23 protein-coding genes are annotated in these 22709 nt (G+C 42.9%); 14 read left to right on the top strand and 9 right to left on the bottom strand.

Annotated features, from left to right (window positions below; all coding sequences use genetic code 11):
* The first annotated feature begins 29 nt into the window (after positions 1–29).
* Positions 30–575, top strand: a complete 546-nt coding sequence (locus IQ217_RS04130) for a GlcG/HbpS family heme-binding protein (RefSeq protein ID WP_194019011.1) — start codon at positions 30–32, stop codon at positions 573–575.
* A 17-nt stretch (positions 576–592) separates the two neighbouring features.
* On the opposite strand, the gene IQ217_RS04125 is transcribed toward IQ217_RS04130, so the two are convergent.
* The 8 genes from IQ217_RS04125 to IQ217_RS04090 form a co-directional block, all read right to left on the bottom strand.
* Positions 593–1300 (bottom strand): WD40 repeat domain-containing protein, encoded by a 708-nt coding sequence (locus tag IQ217_RS04125; RefSeq protein WP_228024096.1) that lies wholly within the window; start codon positions 1298–1300, stop codon positions 593–595.
* Positions 1301–1670: 370 nt separating this feature from the next.
* The gene (locus IQ217_RS04120; RefSeq protein WP_190599724.1) at positions 1671–2780 is read right to left on the bottom strand and encodes a TRAP transporter substrate-binding protein; all 1110 of its coding nucleotides are present in this window, start codon (positions 2778–2780) and stop codon (positions 1671–1673) included.
* Positions 2781–2818: 38 nt separating this feature from the next.
* Entirely contained in the window at positions 2819–3694 is an 876-nt protein-coding gene (locus IQ217_RS04115) for an alpha/beta fold hydrolase (RefSeq protein WP_194019009.1), read from the bottom strand.
* A 19-nt stretch (positions 3695–3713) separates the two neighbouring features.
* Positions 3714–4577 carry a sugar phosphate isomerase/epimerase family protein gene (locus IQ217_RS04110; protein WP_194019008.1) on the bottom strand — a complete coding sequence of 288 codons (864 nt, stop codon included), beginning with the start codon at positions 4575–4577 and terminating at the stop codon, positions 3714–3716.
* The gene (locus tag IQ217_RS04105; RefSeq protein WP_194019007.1) at positions 4574–5377 is read right to left on the bottom strand and encodes a cupin domain-containing protein; all 804 of its coding nucleotides are present in this window, start codon (positions 5375–5377) and stop codon (positions 4574–4576) included. Before IQ217_RS04105 ends, IQ217_RS04110 begins: the two co-directional genes overlap by 4 nt.
* A gap of 45 nt (positions 5378–5422) precedes the next feature.
* The gene (locus IQ217_RS04100; RefSeq protein WP_190599728.1) at positions 5423–5593 is read right to left on the bottom strand and encodes a hypothetical protein; all 171 of its coding nucleotides are present in this window, start codon (positions 5591–5593) and stop codon (positions 5423–5425) included.
* A gap of 27 nt (positions 5594–5620) precedes the next feature.
* Positions 5621–6418: a cupin domain-containing protein gene (locus IQ217_RS04095; RefSeq protein WP_194019006.1), complete on the bottom strand. Its 798-nt coding sequence runs from the start codon at positions 6416–6418 to the stop codon at positions 5621–5623.
* A 24-nt stretch (positions 6419–6442) separates the two neighbouring features.
* Positions 6443–6850 carry a putative quinol monooxygenase gene (locus IQ217_RS04090; RefSeq protein ID WP_338116553.1) on the bottom strand — a complete coding sequence of 136 codons (408 nt, stop codon included), beginning with the start codon at positions 6848–6850 and terminating at the stop codon, positions 6443–6445.
* 546 nt (positions 6851–7396) lie between these two features.
* Between IQ217_RS04090 and IQ217_RS04085 the strand changes: the two genes are divergently transcribed.
* The 13 genes from IQ217_RS04085 to IQ217_RS04025 all read left to right on the top strand — a co-directional run bounded on the left by IQ217_RS04085 (position 7397) and on the right by IQ217_RS04025 (position 21872).
* A complete protein-coding gene (locus IQ217_RS04085) occupies positions 7397–7972 on the top strand; it encodes a hypothetical protein (protein WP_228025674.1) in 576 nt (191 codons plus the stop codon).
* 12 nt (positions 7973–7984) lie between these two features.
* Entirely contained in the window at positions 7985–8326 is a 342-nt protein-coding gene (locus IQ217_RS04080; RefSeq protein WP_190599731.1) for a carboxymuconolactone decarboxylase family protein, read from the top strand.
* A 41-nt stretch (positions 8327–8367) separates the two neighbouring features.
* Positions 8368–8964, top strand: a complete 597-nt coding sequence (locus IQ217_RS04075) for a DJ-1/PfpI family protein (protein ID WP_194019005.1) — start codon at positions 8368–8370, stop codon at positions 8962–8964.
* Positions 8965–8988: 24 nt separating this feature from the next.
* Positions 8989–10812 carry an AGE family epimerase/isomerase gene (locus tag IQ217_RS04070; protein ID WP_194019004.1) on the top strand — a complete coding sequence of 608 codons (1824 nt, stop codon included), beginning with the start codon at positions 8989–8991 and terminating at the stop codon, positions 10810–10812.
* Between the two features lie 9 nt (positions 10813–10821).
* On the top strand, positions 10822–11154 hold the full coding sequence (locus IQ217_RS04065; RefSeq protein WP_190599734.1) for an anti-sigma factor antagonist: 333 nt from the start codon (positions 10822–10824) through the stop codon (positions 11152–11154).
* A 6-nt stretch (positions 11155–11160) separates the two neighbouring features.
* Positions 11161–13284, top strand: a complete 2124-nt coding sequence (gene glgX, locus IQ217_RS04060) for a glycogen debranching protein GlgX (RefSeq protein WP_194019003.1) — start codon at positions 11161–11163, stop codon at positions 13282–13284.
* Between the two features lie 49 nt (positions 13285–13333).
* Complete coding sequence (locus IQ217_RS04055; protein WP_190599736.1) at positions 13334–13660, top strand: anti-sigma factor antagonist; 327 nt, start codon at positions 13334–13336, stop codon at positions 13658–13660.
* Between the two features lie 115 nt (positions 13661–13775).
* On the top strand, positions 13776–15665 hold the full coding sequence (locus IQ217_RS04050; RefSeq protein ID WP_194019002.1) for a PP2C family protein-serine/threonine phosphatase: 1890 nt from the start codon (positions 13776–13778) through the stop codon (positions 15663–15665).
* 5 nt (positions 15666–15670) lie between these two features.
* Entirely contained in the window at positions 15671–16102 is a 432-nt protein-coding gene (locus tag IQ217_RS04045) for an ATP-binding protein (protein WP_194019001.1), read from the top strand.
* A 104-nt stretch (positions 16103–16206) separates the two neighbouring features.
* On the top strand, positions 16207–18342 hold the full coding sequence (locus tag IQ217_RS04040; RefSeq protein WP_194019000.1) for a hypothetical protein: 2136 nt from the start codon (positions 16207–16209) through the stop codon (positions 18340–18342).
* 13 nt (positions 18343–18355) lie between these two features.
* On the top strand, positions 18356–19423 hold the full coding sequence (locus tag IQ217_RS04035) for an AEC family transporter (protein ID WP_194018999.1): 1068 nt from the start codon (positions 18356–18358) through the stop codon (positions 19421–19423).
* A gap of 48 nt (positions 19424–19471) precedes the next feature.
* Positions 19472–20863, top strand: a complete 1392-nt coding sequence (locus tag IQ217_RS04030) for an ABC transporter substrate-binding protein (RefSeq protein WP_228024095.1) — start codon at positions 19472–19474, stop codon at positions 20861–20863.
* A gap of 7 nt (positions 20864–20870) precedes the next feature.
* Entirely contained in the window at positions 20871–21872 is a 1002-nt protein-coding gene (locus IQ217_RS04025; protein ID WP_194018998.1) for a cache domain-containing protein, read from the top strand.
* Between the two features lie 73 nt (positions 21873–21945).
* Here IQ217_RS04025 and IQ217_RS04020 read toward each other — a convergent pair whose 3' ends face one another.
* The gene (locus IQ217_RS04020) at positions 21946–22362 is read right to left on the bottom strand and encodes a hypothetical protein (RefSeq protein WP_194018997.1); all 417 of its coding nucleotides are present in this window, start codon (positions 22360–22362) and stop codon (positions 21946–21948) included.
* Positions 22363–22709 lie beyond the last annotated feature (347 nt).

Genomic DNA, 22709 nt, shown 5'->3' with positions numbered 1-22709 from the left:
TAGGATTGTTTCACTACAGAGAGCTTTCCATGAAATTGAAAAAAGTAGTTTTTCAACCCCTTTTGGTATTAGGGGTTTCCCTTGGCCTATCTTTGGCGTTTTCCCCTGGAGCCTTTGCCTTAAAAACCCTTTATCAATTGCCATTCTCTTTGGCAGTGGAAGCGGCCATGGAAGCTGTTAACAGTTGTCAGGGAAATGGTTATAACGTTACCGCCACAGTGGTCAATCAAGAAGGTTTAGTGCAAGCTGTTATCCGAGGGGACGGAGCCACTCCCCACACCATAGAAAATAGCCTTTATAAAGCTTATACTGTGATCACCTTAGGACCTATCACCAAAGAAGATTCCACAGAGGCGATCGCAAAAAAAATGACCCCAGCTCCGTTGCCTGTGGGTTCCGTGCCTCTGGCTCCCAATCCCATCACCGGTCTGAGTTATAGCACCGGCGGCCTGGCCATTAAAGTCGGAGACCAATTAGTGGCGGCGATCGGCGTTTCTGGTTCCCCCAATGGAAACTTAGACCAAGCCTGTGCCCTCCAAGGTATTGAAAAAATCAAGCCCCGTTTAATTCTTTAAAAATGTTTTGAAGAAAATTAATGACCACCCATTAGTTTTCCTTGATAGACTATCCCAGCGGCATCGGCGGCCAGGATAGTTTGATCATTTGTGAAAATTATTGCATTAATTCCGGTCGAGGAAATTTGATGTTCTTCGACTACTTTTCCTGTCGCTAAAGAGATAATTCTCACAAAGCCTTGATCATCGGCGATCGCCACTAAATTTTGGGAATTAATGTCTAACGCATTTAGCCAGGAATCCACTTTGAAAAGAGTCCTACTGGCACCGCTAATTAGGTCTATTTCCACCAGTTCCCCCGTGAAGTAACCAATCAGTAGCTTTGAGCCATCAGGGGTAAATTTAAACGTGTTAACCCGACTATTTATATTTCTGAAGGTAGTTGGTTGGACGGGATTACGCAACGTGTTGCGGTCGATGGTGAAAATGGTAATTTCACCACTGTCATAGCTAACAGCTACCTTGTCAACTTCGGCATTGGGGGCACGAAAAAAGGCGAGATTTCTAGCTACACCAATGGACTCATAGAGTTTTAATGTGTTGACTTGGGGCGGAGAAAGATCAATGATCCTGGAAATTTGTACAGTACCATCGTCGGAAGAAGATAGTAAATAATCTTGGATAATTAGAGAGTCAGTAACCGCCGCTTTATGGAGGGGAATATCATACTTTGCTTGGGAGTTGGACAGAACACTACTGCCTGTGTAAATGGAAGAAATTAGCAATGATTTTCCCTCAAGATTTCCATATCTGGCCCGAAAAAATCTCTTACAATCCTTGAGAAATAGCTCGTCTTTCCAGTTTAAACTATTATCTAAAAAAATCAAATTACAGTTATTAAAACCGATCGCCAGTTGTTCCGACTTAGGATCTTGAGCGATGGAAGCTGATGTTCCATACTGGCTAAGATCAATCTTTTTAACAACAAAGTCTTTTTCCTGTCCCCAGGCCTTTTCCTGGTGGGGAAAGAGCCAAAGGCTGATTAGGAGAAATAAAATAAACAATAAACAATCAATTTTGTTGTGCCTCAATTTCCCCCAGGGAAGAACGTTCAATATTTCGTTCATATTTTTGAATTTTATAAAGTTACAGAAATTAGCTGAATTTGATGCCAGTTTTTTCCTCTAATTTATTTCGGATCAATGATTGGGCTTGGGGATTTAAGCGACTATAAAGGGACTGATAAACTTTCATTAATTTCTCAGTGCCCTGGGATAAATCCGGATTAGTTGCCACCATGCCTAATTTTTTAGTCAATTGTTCATACGCCTGTTGATTATATTCTTCCTGGGCTTTGATTTGTTTAGCTTGATAGATGGGGAGCAGTTCTTTTATTACGCCTTGGGTCGAAGCAGAGAGAGAGTTCCAAAAGTTGGTATTGAAAAATGTGTTATACCCCGACCAGGCATGGTTGGTTATGTTTAAATATTTGGTTACTTCATATAACTTAAAGCCTAGGGCTACAGACATGGGATTTTCCTGAGCTTGGACATTACCATTTTTAAGAACTTCGAAAACTTGATTCATGGTAAATTGCTTAGGGACCGCACCTAAAGCTTCCATGGTCGCCATCATATCAGCGGAAGGAGGAGTACGAATTATCAGGCCTTGAAAGTCCTCTAGTTGATAAATTGGTTTGCTCTCTATGGACGTAACACTTCTCATGCCATTGTCAAAGGTGCCATTGGGCAAATAGGTGAGATTGTATTGGGAGACGGATTGATTAAGAATTTCAGCAAATAAGGGCTGATTAATAATTTCAAAAACTTCTTGAGGTGATTGATAAAAAAGTCCAATATTTTGAATGCCAATAACATCGGGACAGACTTTGTCAATAATGGGGCCAGCTACACTAACAATTTCAAAACGTCCGCCAGTAATAAATTGCACTGCCTGGGGATCGCCCGCCGGAAGGGAAGCATCCTCGGGCAGGGGGGAGACAAATAGTTCTCCATCGGTTTGCTTAAATACTTCCAGCCATAACTCTTCCAAAGCTTTATGTAAGGGGCTAGTATCGGGTTGGTTATGGAGGTGGAAGGCCCTAATTTTTGCTTGACCATAATATTCTCCATATTTCCCAGGAAGGGGCAGGATTTTATTTAAAATTTCCTGGGGGATGCCCTGGGCTAACAACTTCGGAGCGGCGATCGCCAACAGGGAACTGGCCCCAGCCAAAGCTAAAAAATTTCTCCGTGAATGTCTCATAGTTAGTACTAAATTGTGTTACTAATAAAGTTAATTTTTTAGGGTTTGAAGGTGTTGACAATAGCTTTCAAAATTTCCTCTGGCGCCTCTTCTGGAATGTAATGACCACACTGTTCAATTACATAACTTGTAATGTCATCACAATAGGGAGAAATACCGTTATAAATTAAAGATTTAGTGGCAAACTCTCCCCCCATAGCAAAAATAGGCTGGCTGAAATGGGTATCTGCCGTCGGCGTATTAGCTTTAGTTGTTTCCTCCAAAGCGGCATACCACAGAAAACCAGCTTTCATCGCCCCAGGACGACTATAGTAACGGGCATAGTAATCCATCACTTCCGGGGTAAGATTCTCCTTTCGTTTAGACTTGTTGGTGAAGTACCAACTGAGATATTCCTTTTCCTTCCCCGTCACCAAGCTACTGGCTAAATCCGGCACCATATGGAAATAAAATTGCCATACCTTGGGGGCATTAACCACAGAAAAGAAATCATTACTGACCAACCCGGGAATTGCCGCATCAATGAGCCCGGCCCCCAGTACGGCATCGGGAAAAAATTTCAACACAGTAAAGGCAACCCAAGCCCCTACATCGTGACCTACTAAGTAAAAAGAATTAATCTTCCTTTTTGCTAAAAAATCTTTGATTTCCTTCGCCGCAGTGCCACAGTCGTAAGGGCCATCAGGAATGTCTGAATCCCCTTGACCCCTCATGTCCAAGGCAATAACGTGGAAATGTTGCCCCAATTGTTCCCACAAAAGTCGCCAGACGTAACAGGTTTGGGGCCAGCCTCCCAATAATAATAAAGGTTCTCCCCTTCCCCCTTCTATGGCATGGAGAGTGACATCTCCAACGGTGGTATAAGTGTGGTTAAAACCAGAGGGCAAAGTAATGGGAATATAGGGCTGATTCATGGTGATGTACTTGGTAAATTTATTGGTTTTGGTAAGTTTGCCGCAGAAATTTCACTCCATCCCTAGCAATATCTGCACTGGTGGGGGCGAGGGGCCGCCAAAGACGGGCTCCAGAAGCTAATTCTTGATCTTCAAAATTAAAACTTTCAATGGTTACCCAGCCTTGATAATTAATTTCCTGCAAAACCTTAAACCAATCACTCCAAGCAAAGGAATCACTACCTGGGGTGCCCCGGTCTTTAGCACAGGCATGGATATGAAAGCATTTGTTGCCTGCTCGCCGAAAGGCTTGGAGCACGTCCTTTTCCTCAATATTCATGTGGAATAAATCCAGTAAAAGCCCCAATTGGTCACAATTGACCGCATCAAGTAGCGCCAAACCCTGCTCAACAGTATTGAGCGCATAACCCTGGAAACGATTCAAAGGCTCGATCGCCAATTTAAGATCGGTTTTCACTAGGGTTTCTGCCACCAACTTAAATGCGTCCTGCATGCGGATGGCTTCCTTTTTTTGTAGAGGTTCCCCACTGAGATAACCCACGGGATGGGGAAACGGCCCCGACAGTTGGGTGATGCCACATTGCTGACAGAATACAATTGCCCTTTGTAGATAGGCAATGGAATCCCGCCAACAGGTTTCATCTTCGCTGGTCAGGGATAGACCCTGGGGTAAACTGGTGCAAAAAGTTAACTCCAAACCCGATTGGTGGGCAAAATCCTTCAGCCGTCCAGGATCAATTTGATCAAAGAAATGGCTGGCGATTTCAACCCCATCAAACTGCCAGACCTTAGCATCTCGAAAAATATATTCTTCTTGACCCAGAAATTCCTTTTTCCAGATAAAGGTATGAACTCCAAATTTGATTGGGGGAGGGGCAATCATGAGCAAGTTACCGATTTATCGCCACGGTTAAAAGCCTCAATTGTTTCAATCACTTTAGTCAAGGCTTGTGTATTTTCTAGTTTGGCTAAATTGCTCGGAAATTCGTCACTAATGGCAGAAACATACTGCATCATATAGGAGCTTTGATTAATGCCAAACTTGGGGGCTTCAGTGACAAAAGCATTGCGTTGTGCCTCGGTCAATGTGGGTAAATTATTCAAGTCTTCAATATGGGCCCCCACTGCGGAGAAATACTCCCGCATACCGCCATCGTGATATTCAAAGTCTGGAGCAATTGCATCCCGCACCCAAATCATCGTAATTGGCAAGGTTTCATCGGTGGGATTCACAAAGCCGTGCATAAAAGTATGGGGAGAATAAATCACCTGCTTGGGTTGGGGGGTAATGGCATAAAGCGAAGCTCGGCCAGCGGCTTCCATGGTGGGAGGCTTGCCCATGTCGGGAAACTTACGTTCACTATGGAAAATTTCGATCCCCCCCTGAGGAGGCCAGAAAAATTCGTTGATGTAGTAGTGGACATGGGGCAAAGGGCCCGCACCGGGGGGAATTTGGGCATTGGTAATGGCAAAGCCAAAGTCTTTGGTGGAGCAGGAGGCAATTTCAAAAATTTCGTTGGCGGGGGTTAGGATTCGCAATGGATTCTCCAACTTCGGCATGGGAATATTTTCAATGCTATGGGTCAGTGAATTTTTGGATAGCGCCAAGCTTTGCCCAAAGACTACTCCTCCCACGGCGATCGCCAACACCAGAGCCCAACCCCAACTCCTAAGTTTGAACATAGTTGATTTCCTTTAAATTAAAGATAAGTTATCAAGAATATATTTCTAAAATCCAAATTTCTGCTTGATTAAGGTATAAGTAACTTGACCCAAAAGACAGGCCGCCGCCGCCACCAAACCTTCAAAAGGAGGAACGGGTAAGGGTAATTTGAAAAAGCCAAAAATCACTCCCAAAATCCAACCACCAAGAATAGCAAACCCTAATTCCTTATTCATAAATTTTCCCTAGAAATCCTAGAAAGACTAAAAACAAGTAACAGAACTATCGCCTTGATTATAGGCATTAATTGTCTCGATAATCTCGTTTAAACTTTGATCATCTTTGAGGTTTGCTAGTGCCGCCGGTGGTTGATTATCAAGCTTATTAACATATTGGAGAAAATAATAGCTTTGGTTAATGCCGTAGTCAGGGGCATGGGTAACGAATTTTTCCCTGGCTTGGTCAGTGATTTTCGGCAATTTTTTCATATTTTTAATTGGAATACCCACATCTTTAAAATATTCACGAATACCACCGTCGTGGAATTCATATTCTGGAGAAGTGGGATCCTGTCGCCAGATGAAAGTAAGGGGACGGGTTTCCGAGGTGATATTGACGAAACCATGCACTCGATATTTGGGACCGTAGACAATCTGATTAGGCTCGGTTTGCACTGTGTAAATGGTGGCATTTCCCCCCTGGGTCACAGTGGCGGGATTGTCTAGATCGGGGTATTCTTTTGTGCTTTGAAATAATTCCAAGCCCCCCTGGGGAGTCCAAAACCACTCATTAGTGTAGTGGTGAATGTGAGGCAAGGGCCCGGCTCCCGCTGGAATTTGGGCATTGGCAATGGTGAAGCCAATTCCCTCGGCATTACAGGTGGAAAACTCAAAAATTTCCCCCGCTGGCCCTAATATTTTTTCTGTATTTTCGATGTTAGGGCTAGGGAAATTATCCAACGTGGCGATCGCCAATGCTTTGGGGCAAATTATGGTCAGGCTCCCCAGAGCTATCAATAGTACCAGCAATAATTGGGACAACAACAGAGGAAAGCTTTTCATGTTTTTATGGAGGTTGACAGAAATTTATAATGTTTCAAATTCGGCTATTTTATAAATTTTAATTTCTGCTGCCTTAGCCAGTAAATCTGGAGATTTTTCCACAAATTCGTGAAAGTAAGGGGTCTGAAAATGATATTCTAAGGCCGCACGATTTCGCCATACTTCAAAAAAAAGAAACGTGTTATTCTCTGTTTCATCCTCATAAAAGCTGTAAGATATACAACCGGGTTCCGACCGAGAAGGTCCAATAAAAGTCTGGGATAGGGCGATAAATTCTTCCCTTTTCTCCGGTTTTACCTTGATGTTACCCGCCACAATAATAGACTGATTGGCTCCGCCATCACCATCTGCTAAAGTCGGCAAGGGAAGAAAAAGAATACTTAATAAAAAAAACAGTGGAATTACTAGGGTCAAAAGTACCCCGACCAACATCCCCTGACCACGGAATAAAGCTCTAGTTTTCATGGCATCGATAATTGCAAAAGTAGTTAAAGGTCAGTCGGAAAACAAGTAACATAAATAGTGCGGGAAAACTCAGGATTTCCCGCGTCCCCTTAAATTCTAGGGTTAGGGCACCCTGCGTAGAGCTTTGACAAAAACAATAACACGCTTGGCTGTCCCCAGCCATTATAAGAAAAACTTTAAACAGGCATTATTTTTTTAACATTTTTTCACATTAATCAGCATAGCTTATTGTTATTTCAAGAGTTAGCCATAATTCTTGTCCTGGAGGTAAGTGTTTCGGCGATCGCCAAAGTCAAACTTTCCTGACTAATGGGACTGCGGCGTAGGGCTGAGCAGAAGAAATCCAAGGTAAATGAACTCAGTTCAGGGGAAGCTTTGGTAACATTTTGTCACAGTGGAGCACATAGTAAAAAGCCATGGTATGCTTTTCAACAAACCATCGGCTGACAGGGAAGACAAAATCCTGTTTCTGCCCTATTGTTCGCGTCATTAGATTTCTTTTGGGTTATCTTTATGTCATCTATGCCAGCAAGAAGAAATTACTATTTAAACCTGAAGGCTAACTATTCCCAACCAGGGCTGGTGCCAGAAAGTCTGCGGCAGGAACTAATCGAAGAAGGGCTCAAATATGTGGCCATGAAAGAAGCCACCTTGCCCGCCATTGATGCCAATTACACCTTAGGAATCATTGAGCAGGAAAATAAAGACTGGTGGCCTACCCACTGTGAAGCTCTCCGCCAGGGCCGGGGAGATATTCTCACCGGGGAGTATCGAGAGGATTTGGTGTATTTTTGCCAGGACGGCCCTTACTCCGGTTTGGAACAACAACAGGAACGGGAAAAGCACTGGTGGGCCCTCATAGCCCAGCCCGGGGTAACTATGGTCTGGCCCATTGTCATGTTCTATGGCGAGCATACTTTTTTTGAGTGGAAGTGTGTGGACGACGAAACCCATGAAACCATTGCGAAGGGGAATGTCACCTGGGTGCGTCGAGGTCACCGGGGCGGTTGTTATTTAAAAACCGAGCAGCTGACCTTTTACCGGGATGTGTTTGCTCCGGATAATTTGCTGAAACTTATTACCACCTAGGAGTTGGACCCAATGAGTAAGTTTAAAAATGCCGTGTTGGACGATCAGGATTTACAGGCAGGTTTAAGCGGCATTAATCCTAAATTTGGTGACTTCTGCACCAGGGTTGCTGGAGAAGCCTGGGGATTGCCTTTAATTGATCAGAAGACCAAAGCCTTGATTTTGATTGCGGTGGATGTGGCAAATCAGACCCTTGATGTTCCCTTCCCAGCCCATGTGGATATGGCCCTTAAACAAGGGGCAACCAAAGAGGAAATTGAAGAGGTGCTTTTATTGATGTGTGTCTATGGTGGATTTAATAAAGCCGCCGGTGCTTTTGCTGCTTTAAAGGCGATCTTTGAAACGGATTCCTAACTAAATTAATTAGCTTATTAGCTCATAGAAAAACAATAATTATGACCACAGTAAAAGGCAAAATTGGTGTCTTGATCGAAGAACACTTTGACGGCACTGAATACCGCTGGTTTAATGAATATTTTCCCGCCCATGGTTATGAAGTTGAATACATCAGCCACCTCTGGGGTCAACCAGAACTTAAATTTGGTTCTAACCCAGAAAATGATCAAGTGGAATACCATGTCACCGTCACAACGGAAGTCAATGATATAGACCCCAAAGATTACAAAGGCATCATTGCCATTGGGGCCTATGCCATGGACCGCCTGCGTTACCAAGCCACGGTAAAAAAAGGAGAAAAAAATCAGGCCCCAGGGGTGGTTTTTCTACGCAAAGCGGTGGCCACTAAAGGTTTGAAATTAGGCACCATTTGCCATAGTTTGTGGCTATTTTGTGCTGATCCCGATTTACTTAAGGGGAAAAAGGTTACCTGTGCCCATAACATTATTTGTGACGTGGAAAATGCTGGGGCTGATGTGGTGTACGAAGGAGACCAAACCTCCGAATTAGTGATTGACGGCGATCTAATTACCGGCAAACATCCCGGCATGATTGAACAATTTGTCAAAGTTTTTGTTGAGCAAATCGAAGCTTAGATTTTAAATCGGTACTGAATCCCCATGAATGCTCAAATTAATTTCCCCGTTTCTGATCTGATTGCTGGTTATGTGGTGAGCTATGACGCCGAGGATGGCATTTTTGTCCTCCACACCTCCGATCGCCGGGAATTCAAAGTTAAGCTCAGTCCCATGGCCTATGCTAAAGTAATCCAAAATTTTGATGAGGCTTATATAGACGCAACGGGGACCATGGGGGCATGGTTAACTCCCGGCAGATTTTTGTTTGTTTACGGTGTTTTTTATCCAGACAGCGATGTTTTTGACGGTAAACAGGTGGTTTTTGCAGGGAAAAAAGCCGAGGAATATGTTTTTGAAAAACAAGATTGGTGGATTAAACAGGTTTATGCCCTGGGTAAGTTTTATATCAAGGCTCAATTTGGCGAAGATGCCATTGATTATCGTTATTACCGCACTGATCTTTCCGTCAGTGGGCAACGATCCAGCGTCAATTTTCGCCAGGAAACCGATACCATTTCTCGCCTAGTCTATGGTTTTGCCACGGCGTTTATGATGACCGGTGAAGACCAATTCCTGGAAGCGGCGGAGAAAGGGACGGAATACTTGCGGGAGCATATGCGCTTTGTCGATAAGGACGAAGATATTATTTATTGGTACCATGCCATTGATGTGCAGGGGGAAAAGGAACAGAAAATCTTTGCTTCGGAATTTGGTGATGACTACGATGCCATTCCCGCCTACGAACAAATCTATGCTTTGGCTGGGCCAATCCAGACCTACCGTTGCACTGGCGATCGCCGCATTCTCCACGATGCCGAGCAGACCATCAAATTGTTCGATAAATTTTTCCTCGATCAAAGTGAATATGGTGGTTACTTCTCCCACCTCGACCCGTTAATGCTGGATCCCCGCAGTGAATCCTTGGGGCGCAACCAAGCCAGAAAAAACTGGAATTCCGTTGGGGACCATGCTCCGGCTTATTTGATTAACCTTTGGCTGGCTACGGGCGAACAAAAATATGCAGACATGTTGGAATATACCTTCGACACCATTGAAAAGTACTTTCCCGACTACGACAACAGCCCTTTTGTGCAGGAAAGATTTTACGAGGACTGGAGCCATGACACTACCTGGGGGTGGCAGCAAAATCGAGCCGTGGTGGGCCATAATCTCAAAATTGCCTGGAATTTGATGCGCATGAATAGCCTCAAACCCAAGGAAAAATATGTGGAGTTGGCCAAGAAAATTTCTGACCTTATGCCGGCGGTGGGCAGTGACCAACAGCGGGGCGGCTGGTACGACGTAGTGGAGCGCCTCCTGGACAACAACAGTGGTTATCATCAATTTGTTTGGCATGACCGCAAGGCCTGGTGGCAACAGGAACAGGCCATTTTGGCTTACCTGATCATGGGGGGAGCTTTGGATAGCGACGAATACCATCGCCATGGTCGGGAAGCGGCGGCTTTTTACAATGCTTGGTTCCTAGATTTGGAAGATGGGGGCATTTATTTTAACGTTCTCGCCAACGGCATTCCCTACCTAGCTGGTGGTAACGAACGGGCTAAGGGGAGTCATTCCATGAGTGGTTACCACTCCTTTGAATTGTGCTATCTGGCGGCGGTGTACACCAATTTCTTGATCGCCAAGCACCCCATGGACTTTTACTTTAAGCCCCTACCCAATGGTTTCCCCGACGGAATTTTGAGGGTCGCCCCCGATATTCTTCCCCCCGGCAGTGTGGCGATCGCCAGTGTGGAAATTGACGGCCAACCATACGAAAATTTTGATGCCCAAAAGCTGACAGTCCAGCTTCCCGACACCCAGGAAAGGGTCAAAGTAAAAGTTCGTTTAATTCCCACCAACTAACCGAAATCCATGGACATTCAGATTGACCAACAGGAAGACATTGTCCTTGTCACCTTAGGGGGGGAAGTAGACGCCAACACTGCGCCCCAAATCCACCAAGCCATTCTTCCCCATGCCCAGCCAGGGGCAAAAATTCTCTTGGATATGACTGGGGTGCCCTACATGTCCAGCGCCGGGTTAAGGCTTTTGCTCTACCTCTATCGCCAAACAAAAGGTAACTCCGCCCAATTGGTTCTAGTCGGCCTGTCAGAAGAACTGCTGGACACCATGGCCGTAACTGGTTTTCTCGACTTTTTTTCGATTTGTCCCACCCTTGCTGAAGGCAAGAACGCATTTTCTTAGGCCACCATGGAACGCATTGATGTCCATCCGACCCACACCATTAACGGTTATCAGCTCCGCTGTGGCCAGCCTTTCCCCTTTGGGGCCACCATTGTGCCGGGGGGAGTTAACTTTTCCATCTATTCCAGCCATAGTACCGACTGTACCCTCGTGCTATTCGAGAAACAGGGCTCCCAACCCTTTGTGGAAATTCCCTTTCCAGAATCTTTTCGCATTGGCAATGTCTACTGCATGGTGGTATTTGACCTGGATTTCGAAAATCTGGAATACGGCTACCGCATGGACGGCCCCAACAACTTCCAGCAAGGCCATTGGTTCGATACCAGTAAAATTTTGCTTGATCCCTACGCCAAAGTAGTCAGCGGCCGGGACGTCTGGGGCACCCAACCCAATTGGGATGACGTTTACCAACACCGGGGACGCCTGAGCTTTGACGATTTTGATTGGGAAAATGACTCTCCCCTAGAGGTTCCCCTGGAAGACATGGTCATCTATGAAATGCATGTGCGGGGCTTCACCAAAGACCCTTCCTCCGGAGTTAAGGAAAACCATCGGGGGACCTTTGCTGGCATTCTGGCCAAAATTCCCTACCTGCAGGAATTAGGCGTCAACACCATCGAATTGATGCCGGTGTTTGAGTTTGACGAGTTTGAACATAGCCGTTACCACCCAGAAACAGGGGAGTTTTTGGTTAACTACTGGGGCTATAGCACCGTTAATTTTTTCGCCCCCAAAGCAGGCTACGCGGCCACAGGCAAATTTGGCATGCAGATTGACGAGCTGAAAAACCTAGTCAAAGAACTGCATAAAGTGGGCATTTCCATAATTTTAGATGTGGTATTTAACCACACGGCGGAAGGCAATGAACGGGGCCCCACCATTTCCTTTCGGGGATTAGATAACAAAACCTATTACATGCTCACTCCGGAGGGTTACTATTTCAATTTCAGTGGCACCGGCAATACCCTCAATTGCAATAACCCCATTGTGCGGGGCATGGTATTGGACTGTCTGCGTTACTGGACAGCGGAATTTCACATTGATGGTTTTCGCTTTGATTTAGCCTCCATTTTGGGTCGCGATCCCTGGGGCTATCCTTTGGCCAATCCGCCCCTATTGGAAACCCTGGCTTTTGATCCCATTTTGGCCCGGTCTAAATTAATTGCCGAAGCCTGGGACGCAGGGGGACTATACCAAGTAGGTTGTTTTCCTAGTTATGGCCGCTGGGCGGAATGGAACGGCAAATACCGGGATACGGTGCGGAAATTTATCAAAGGGGATGTAGAGGTCATTGGGGAAATGGCCCAACGGCTCCAGGGTTCCCCCGATCTTTACCAAGGGGCAGGGCGACCTCCTTCCACTTCCATCAATTTTGTTACGGCCCACGACGGTTTTACCCTAGCGGATTTGGTGGCCTATAACTACAAACATAACTACGCCAACGGGGAAAATAACAATGACGGAGCCAACGATAATTACAGTTGGAACTGCGGCGTAGAAGGCCCCACGGATGACCAGGGAATTCTCGCACTGCGGGCGCGCCAAATGCGTAACGCGATCGCCATTTTGTTGGTTAGTCAGGGGGTGCCCATGTTACTGATGGGGGACGAAATGGGCAAAACCCAGGGGGGTAATAACAACACCTACTGCCATGATTCCCCCTTGAATTGGCTCAATTGGAATTTACTCCAACAAAATCAGGACTGGTTCCGGTTTGTTAAACACTGTATTGCCTTCCGTTTGGCTCATCCTGTGCTGCGCAACAGTGAACATTTCCAGAACTGCGACTACCTAGGGGCGGGTTTTCCTGATATCAGTTGGCATGGGGTGAGGGCCTGGCATGCCGATTGGTCCGCCGATAGCCGGGTTTTAGCTTTTATGCTCTGTGGTCAACATGCCAAAGGAGGCAAAGTTAAGGACAATCAAATTTATGTGGCCATGAATATGCACTACGAAAGTCTTTGGTTTGAGCTGCCAGCCCCCCCGGTGGGCACTACTTGGCACGTTTTTGCCAACACCGGAGCTATGCCCCCGGAAGATATTCATCCCCCTGGCCAGGAACCCCCTCTGGAATGCCAGTCGTCCATGCTCATTGGCGATCGGAGTGTAGTAATTTTATTGGCGAGGTAAATTGCCAAGGCAAATCTACTTTTATTCAATTATTCTTTTCTTATTAACCATGGCATTTAGCATTGAATTGGAAACCATTAATGGTCAGGCAAAATTAACCCTCATCGGCGAACTAGATGGGGGTACGGCTCCCTTGTTTAAAGAACAAATCGAAACAGCGGCCCAAGCTGATATCACCAGATTAGTTTTGATGATGGATCAGTTAGAATACATGTCTAGCGCCGGTTTAAGGGTTTTGGTGTTCGCCAAACAAAAAATGGGAATGGGGGTAGAGATTTTTTTGGTGGGAACCCAGGAAATGGTTAACGATACCATTGAGCAAACGGGGTTACATCAAAGCTTTCACATGGTAGATAGTTACGATTTTGCAGTCTGAGGCCGCTAAATACCCATAATCCTTTTATTAACTCGGGGAGAGAGGAACTAATTGCCTAACAATAAAGTAGAAACCGCATTGGTAGAAACCTAAATTATTCTTGGTACAGCACCCCATGAAACTGATTCAACCGTTCATGCAATCAATTCGGTTTCGCATTGTTGGGCTTCTACTACTTTGTCTGATTCCTCCTACACTGGGAGGGATTTTTCTCATCGACTCCTATACGGGAAGGCAATTAAAAAAAATTGCAGAAAAAGATCTTCAAGGCCGTGCAAGGTTGATTACCCAATTAATTTCCCGTGCAGATCGGGAGCGGCAACAAAGTACTGCTTTTGTTGCTTCCGAACCAGTAATAACTGAATTCAATGTCGAAGAATCCCGGTATTTTTTAAACGAGTTCGTTAAATTTCATCAATGGAATGGCTTCTTCGTCGTTGCTAACCAAGAGGGAGAGTTAGTTGCCGGCAGTGATGGTGCCAATCAAGAAAAAGAATTGCCTCTGAAACGTTGGTTTGAAGAGGTAAAAGAAACAAAGCGGCATGTAAACCGTTTATTTCCTGGAAAGACCTATGCAGAGAGTAAGGATTGTTTAATTGTGCCTATCCACAACAAAAATGATCAAACTCAAATTGGCATTGTTGTGGGCTGTGTTCCCCTACCAATTATTGCTGATTTTGTTCAAAAAATTCTAAAGGATGCTGAGCTTGAGCGTATCTTGTTAGTCAATTACCAAGGATATGTTTATGCCGATACCGATATCAAAAACTATAGCGTACTAGAAAACAGAAAAAATTCTCTTCTTGTTAATCAATTGCTCAATAATCAAGGTGGATTTGTTTATAGCCAAGGCCGGTTTTCTTATCTTTCTCCCGTTCATTTGCGTGGAACAAAAACCTGGGGGCTAATTGTAGAAAATTCAGAATCTGATATTCAAACAGCTATTTTGAATGTTAATAGAATTGGCTATCTGTTGCTTTTAGTAATTGGGGTGATTGTGGCCTATGCTTCCTGGAGTGTCGTCCACCACAGCACAATTCCTATTTTAGAACTTACTAAGGCCTCCCAGGCGATCGCCGAAGGAAATTTGGACTATCCCATCACAGTTCAGGGCAAGGATGAAATAGGCATTTTGGGTAACAGCTTCATCCATATGAGAAATCAAATTAAAACCTTGATTGCCCAGGAAATTAAAGATGGTATGAACCGCTTGGAGCTGGAAAAAGGCCGACAAATCCAACAGAACTTTTTGCCCATTAGCTTACCCCAGTTACCCCAATGGCAAATAAATGCTGTTTTTGAACCGGCTCGAACCGTCTCTGGCGATTTTTATGACGCTTTTTTGCTAGGCAATGGCTATTTGGCGATCGTCATCGGTGACGTATGCGACAAAGGAGTAGGAGCCGCCATGTTTATGGGTCTATTCCGTAGTTTATTAAGGGTATTTTCTGGAGAAACCATGCCAGGAGATACCTGTATTCGTGACGTTAACTATAAATGTAGTGTCAGTGATAGTGATGACAAAAAAAAGGTTATTGTACAATTTTTAAATGCAGTGCGACTTACTAATGATTACATTGCCACTGAACATGGAGACATGGCCATGTTTGCCACTTTATTTTTTGGTGTAATTGATATTAGTAATGGCAATCTAAGTTATATCAATGCTGGTCATGAACCAGTTTTTATTTTAAATTCTGAGGGTATTAAGCACAAATTAAAATCCACTAGTCCCGCTGTGGGGATGATGCCCGACTCCACTTTCACAATTGATAGTCTAACAATCGACCCTGGAGAAATATTAATTGGCTATACTGATGGTGTTACCGATGCCCGATCGCCAACTAAGGAATTTTTTGGACGCAAAAGACTAGCGGAAACGTTAACAACAAATTTTTCGACAGGAACAAAAATTCTAGACATAGTCAAACAAGAATTAATCAGTCATATTGATGGTTCCATTCAGTTCGATGACATTACTATGATTGCTGTTTATCGTAATTAAGTGCCATGACTATTTTAAATTTTCCCGCTGATTTAGACGCCTTAAATAGTATTGGAAAACATATTTTAGATCAAGCTCAAGTGGTAGGATTACCAAAAAAAAGAGCTTATAAATTGAGATTGGCAGTGGATGAATTGGCAACTAATATTATTAATTATGGCTATGCTAATGCACCGGGACACAATCAAATTAGTATCCAAGTAGAAGCGGATGAGCGTAAATTAAAGGTCACTATGGTGGATACTGGTCTCGCCTATGATCCCCGTGATCGCCAATTTGATCAATCAATTCTGAGCTTGGAGGCGGAGGACCGACCAATTGGTGGATTAGGAATTTTTTTGGCCCTGCAAAGCGTAGATGAATTTACCTATGAAGCGAGGGATGATAAAAATATTAGTTGTTTGGTGATGAACCTAGACTCCTCAGGCAATGGCTAATATTGCAATGGGAAGCAAATTAATTGAATAATTACAAAAATTCCTAACATTTGAATATTTGATTTGGCCACTGTAGTCCTTCCCTTGTTATTGCGCCCCTACTCATGGCGATGTTACCTCTGCCAAACTATTGCCGAATTGCCCCCCGCCAACCAGAGCCGTTGCAAGAATGTCATAGCCAGCGGCCTATTACTTTGCAAAGTTTTCCAGGACTTAGTTTAAGTTTGCCTGAAGGAGGCTATTATTTAACGGCTAGAAAGTATTTGTATGAACAGTTTAACCATAATCAAGTATTTAATGCTTGCATTGATTATCTGGCAAAAGCCTTAGAAAAATTAGGACTGTTAGACAGCAATACTTCAGCTAAATTACTGCTAGTTTTTCCTGACCACACCCGCACTGCCATTGCTACCCGTCTACTTTTAGACGTTATTTTTTACTTCAAAGAAACCTATAACCATTTAAAATTTACTATACTTTTTGGTTTAGGTACCCATCCCCCTATGAGAGACGAAAGTGTCAGCCACTATTTGGGAGAGGATCGTTATCAAAAACTGATTGATCTAGGGGTTACTATTCGTCAACAAACTACAACTTCTCCAGTGAAACCTCAAGTTGAAATTAAGGTGCAAGACCAGTTAAAGCTGGACGAAGTTTCTGATTATAGCTTTGCCAGTTTGAATAGGAACACTGCCCAATTACAACAACAATTACATCAAACGATAGCTCATTTAAATACAGTTAACTTATCGGATTTAGATGAAAATTTATTAATAAAAAATCAATTTGGATTCACTGATCAAGCGAATGAATTAAATAAAGAATCTCAACAAATTACGACAGATTTATTTGATAATTTAAGTCCATCCCAAGAATATTATCTTTCCTTGCCTGAGGAATTATGGCAACACCATCTCACCATTGTGGCAGGAGATACGGAGCTACATCCCTACGAAAGAAGAAGCGGAAGTGGCGGCTTGAATAAAATGTTGGTGGTAGGTTTAGCCAATATTCAGGCCATTCGCCGTAGTCACAGCACTAAAGTTTTGCTTAGTGCGCCGGTCAACCTCAACACAGCAGAAAATGCCTTCGTTCATACCTTGGATCATTTAGTGGAGTGTTTTAATCAATCGCTATTAACCCATACTCCTTGCCTTGCCCGTACCTATCCCCTTGGTTTTTCCATTGTTTCCTTACAAAATCAGCATATTAACGGTTTTTGGTTCGGTCAAAAGGATAAAAATCGGCAAGCTCTCACGGCGATCGCCAAAGAAAGTCACACTGTTCACTTACCTGAAAAAATTCATATTTTGGTGGCGGATACAGACGAGAAGAAAGGTACGGATATTTTAGCTGGGGCTAGGGCTCTACAATACTTCTGCGAGTGGGATAGTGAGGAAAATTGTCTGTTAGCGGATACTCCCCGTCAAAGAGTTGCCCTACTATTTAACCCTTGTCGAGAACAGCAAAACCATGGCGGCATTGGTAATCAGGGGACAAAAAAACAATTAGATGTTTTACAAAAAATAGTTTGCAATAAAATAAATTTGCTTGATAAACAGTTACAGATTTGTAAAGATTTAGACGATGCTATCGGTATTATAAAAAGTTACCGTCGACAAGTTTTGACCGCTTGGCATCACCATTTACAATTGATTAGTGAATTTGATGATTTTCTTGTAATGATCAAGAATCTAGTGTTGATAATCCAAGAACTATCCAGCTTATCTAAACATCAAATTAATACTAGGGAATTTCTGCAGGCAACTTTGGCAAATTATGCCAGTGACTACAGTGAAGAAGGAAAATGTGTTCAAGAATTACTTGATATTTATCTTAACCAGCAAAATTTAATGGCAGTGATTACTAAAATTGATCAATTCCAAGAATATTATCAATTTTCTGAGGGTTTAGGAGAAGGGGGGCAAAGGGCTTTGCGGTGTTTAAAGCTACTGCATAAATTTGAAACGTTCTTGCTGGCCACAGATAATCAAATCGTATTAAATTATTTAGCAAAGCTTGATCCAAATTTGGACAACTATCTTCCTTCAACGTTGAGAAAAAAATTAAGTGAACACAAAATTCGTCTAAATTTACTAGGTATTTGGGGCATTGATTTAAAGGCTTACTCACCCCAGCAATGTTTGGAGTTAGCGATCAACTATGGGCAATATTATAATCACCAGTCTCAAGATTTACGTATTGCTTTCTTGCAAGAGCCATTAATTGTTTACCACTAGTTATGGTTAACTAATGAATTCATTCTTGATTATTATTTTTCATCTCTATCTACCCATTGGTGTGGCAATTTTAATTGGTATTTTACTGAGTTTTTTTCTTAAAAAATTACAGGTAAAAATTCTCAAAAATAATCATCTTTCTTTAATTATTCCTGATTATTTAGGTAAGTTTCTGTTTTGGTGTGGAGTTCCCCTCGGGGTAATCAATTTCATTCACAAAGCAAACTTATCTGGAGGAATTTGGCTCTCTCCCATTGTGGCGTGGTGCGCAGTTTTACTGGGGCTTTTTTTAAGCTGGCTCTGGATCCAAACCCTTTTCCCAAAACCTTCCCTTGCTTCCCAAACTAGTTTTACTCTCGTTAGCACAGTAGGCAATACTGGCTACATCGGCTTCCCCATTATTTTATTGCTTCCCCAACTGGGACCAGACTATTTTGGTTGGGCAATTTTATATGATCTTTTGGGAACCTTCTTGGCAGCTTATGGTTTGGGGACGATTTTAGCAAGTCGCAATTTACTTACCCGCAATAAAGTAATAAACTTTGGCTCTGGATTATCAATAGTTTCCATTGATCAAACCACTATATTCCATTCCATCAAATCATCTATATTGCAAATTGTTCGCTGGTTACAAAATAACCTAGTCATCTTAGTTAAAAATCCTACTCTAATTGCTTTTATTCTCGGCTTAACCTTGCGTTCTATAGTCTTTCCTCCCTGGCTAGATATTTCCTTAGAATGGTTTGCATGGTCAATAATCATGCTTTCCCTAATATTAATGGGTATGAGACTACAACAACTTGACTCATGGAGCAACATTAAGATCGCTTTCAGCGCCGTCTCGATTAAAATGCTTTTAGTTCCCCTAGTTATAGCCATGGCCCTGACCACCGCTGGACTGAGTGGACCGCCTCGCCTAGTCCTGGTGTTGCAATCCGCCATGCCCTCTGCTTTTGCCAGCCTCATATTAGCAGAAGCTTATGATCTAGACCGGGATTTGGTAGTAACGTGCTTGGGGCTAAGCTCGTTGATGTTGTTTTTCACCCTGCCTTTCTGGCTATGGGGTTTTACCACTTGGTAAGTTTGGTTACCTAAAACTCTCCATTAATCACTGACTGGTATCAACATTTTGCATAAAACTTTACCAAGATTTTTATCCTTTCCTATTACCATTTGTCTGGTAACTTTCAGTTCTTTCGTTTTATTTGGCTGTGATTCTAATCCAGTTAACACGGTTTTAACCCCTGTTGATGATAACGTATTAAATGTATGGTGGAGTGAAGGTTATTACCCAGAAGAAACAGAAGCAATTCAATCTTCAATTAATGCCTGGCAAACTAAAAATAATGTTGATGTTCAAATAACTTTTTTCAGTGAAAAAGATTTAGTGCAACAGGTAGAAAATGCCATAAAAGCAGGCAATGCACCGGATATTATCTATAGTTACAGTATTGATCTGGTGCTCTTACCCCGGCTAGCCTGGGAGGGAAAATTGGCAGACGTTTCTAGCATCATTGATCCGATTAAACAATCCTATGATCAAGAAGCGCTTAAAAACGTCAATTATTTCAATAATCAAATTCAAAAGCGTTCCTATTACGCTGTCCCCATTTCTCAACAAACAACCTACATCCATTATTGGCAAGATTTACTAGACCAGGCAGGAATTAGTAATGATAAACTTCCTAAGGAGTGGGATAGTTTTTGGCGCCTCTGGGAAGTTGCTCAAACAAATTTGACTAAGCAGAATATTAACAACATTTACGCTATTGGTTTGCCTATGTCCGCGGTGGCAACGGATACTTTTACGGTATTTGAACAGTTTTTAGAAGCCTACAATGTGCAACTTTTAGATGATCAAGGCAAGCTCCGCTTTGATGATCCCCAAGTCCGTCAAAGCATTATTAAAGCATTGCAAGCCTATACTAATCCCTATTTAGAAAATTTTGTTCCTCCCAATGCCATAGAATGGGGAGACCCGGACAATAATATTAATTTTCTGAGCAATGGTACCTTGATGACTGCCAACGGTTCCCTCTCAATTCCTGGCTCTCAAAAGGGAGATCCAATTAATTATTTCCGAAGAATGCGGACAATTCCCTGGCCTAATAAGCCGGACAATACCCCCATGCGCTATGTCACCTCTATTAAACAAATTGCTATCCTAGCCGAGACAGATCGCCTAGAGGAAGCAAAAAGTTTGGTAGGGTTCTTGGTCGAAACAGAAAATTTGGAAGCATATTTGCAGGGAGCCCAGGGACGATTTTTACCTGTCATGCCGGCGATCGCCGCTAATGAATTTTGGTCTAGTGGAAAAGATCCCCATATTGCAGTGGCCATCACCCAATTCGACAACGCCCGTAGTTCTTATGTAGTGCTTAACCCGGCCTACAGTGAAGTCTTAGCCCAAAACGTCTGGGGAGAAGTTATCCATGCCATTGCTACCAATCAAATAACGCCTGAAAAAGGAGCTGACCAAGCCATAGAAAAAATAACTGATATTTTTAGTCAATGGAAATAATTTCCCTATGCAAAGCTGGCGACGCAGGTTCCTAAGTTATGTGCTTATAGCCTGTTTATCCTGCATTAGTTTTACTGCTTTCATTACCTACATTAGTCTACGCCAAGCTGTAATTCAACCCACTTTTGAATTTTTAGCACAGGTAACAGAAGCCAAAATTGAGCAATCAAATCATTGGTTTGGTCAATTAAAAACTGATTTTAAAATAGATTTAACAGATACTCAAGTCAGAGAAAATGCCATTGTTTTATTAACTGAAAGACTGAATATTAGTCCAGACTATCAACAAGCTTACCACTACCTACATAAACGCTTTAGTGAAAAATATCAGCAACGCCTAGCTACCTCCTTAATTACCAATAGTGGCATAGTAATTTTTTCCACTGACCCTAATCAGGAAGGACAATATCGTCCCCTACAAAATACTACAACCTATTTTAAGCTGGAAAATATTGATGATTTGACACCAAACTTTTACCAGTCTGCCACCGACCAACTGCCAATGATAACCCTGGCAAGTCCATTATTGGACCAGTCAGAAACAAGAATTGGAGTGTTGACCATAGATTTAAATTTATCTGATCTTGACCGGTGGATTCGCCAACCTATAAAACCCAAGAAAAATGTCGGCAAATTATCAGGGGAAATAGATAGTTACTTAGTGGGAAAGTTGTCTTTAACTACTAACACCTTCGTCAGCCAGAATATTCATCGAGAGGGAAATCAAACTAATTTTGCTGAAAATACTATCTCAATTTCTACCTTGAAAAGCGATGGTATTAATAATGCTTTAGGAATGGAAAGTGGTCAAGGCTTGTATTTAAACTATGAACAAATTCCTGTTTTGGGAGTTTACCGTTGGTTGCCAGCTTATCGCTTTGCCTTACTGGTGGAAGTTCAGCAGGCTGAAGTATTTCAATTGGCAAGGTTCCGTGCTGGGCAATTATTTGTTGGTGGTCTGGTGTTTATTGTGGTGGCCTCCCTCTGTTTATTACTGATTAAACTTTAATTTAAAATCATCTCCCAAATAAGTTATAAATACATAAGCATGGATGGCCATCATTAAATTTACAGAACGTATTTTAAACACAGGAAATCAAGCTTTTTTTCTTGGCAGAAACAGCATCAATTTTGCGGCTATCAAAAATGGGACAAACCCTAATGTATAAATTTTCCGGATGCCCATTGGTAAAAAAATGTAGAGTCGCCAGACAAAGCCAGCCCCAATCCTTATCTTTGCTGGTGTACCAATAGCCTCCATATTCCTCTTCTCGATTTTCAAACTGCAGATGATAACTAGGAAAACCCTGGGCATTAAAAATCAACTGAAACGTTGAGCCATCCCTAGTTTCAAGGCCGAGACGAGCTTTGACTAAATGAGTTAAAACTGCATCAGCTCCAGCCACAAATGATTCTGCCCAAAGCCCAACTTCCGGTGCATCAAAAAGCCAAGTATGGCCTAACCAATAGGATTGGATGATAAATAAACTATTGTTCATGGGATTCCACCAATTGATAAATAAAACTAGCGCAACGGTCTGAAGCGAGCAGATACTTTGGGATCTATCCTGTCCCTTTGACCGGTTACGGCAGATTCTATGACGAGGTGGTACAATGAGGGACAAATATTCAGGGGAGTTCATCGAAAAGTAAAATGCCAGCTCTATCAGTTGATCTAAGAGAAAGGATAGTCAAGACCTATGAAGGTGGTGGAACCTCGGCATTGTCTGCTTAGGGAGTGAGAGCTAGAATTGTTACGCAGTATAAGGTTGAAAAAAATGAACTGTATCTATTGTGAAAGTGAACGGGTAGTGAAAAATGGAAGAAAGAAGCTGAAGACGAGACA

Source organism: Synechocystis salina LEGE 00031 (assembly GCF_015207985.1).
Taxonomy (GTDB): Bacteria; Cyanobacteriota; Cyanobacteriia; order Cyanobacteriales; family Microcystaceae; genus Synechocystis; species Synechocystis salina.
Note: the sequence above shows the minus strand (reverse complement) of the source record. Positions and strands in the feature narration are given on the sequence as shown.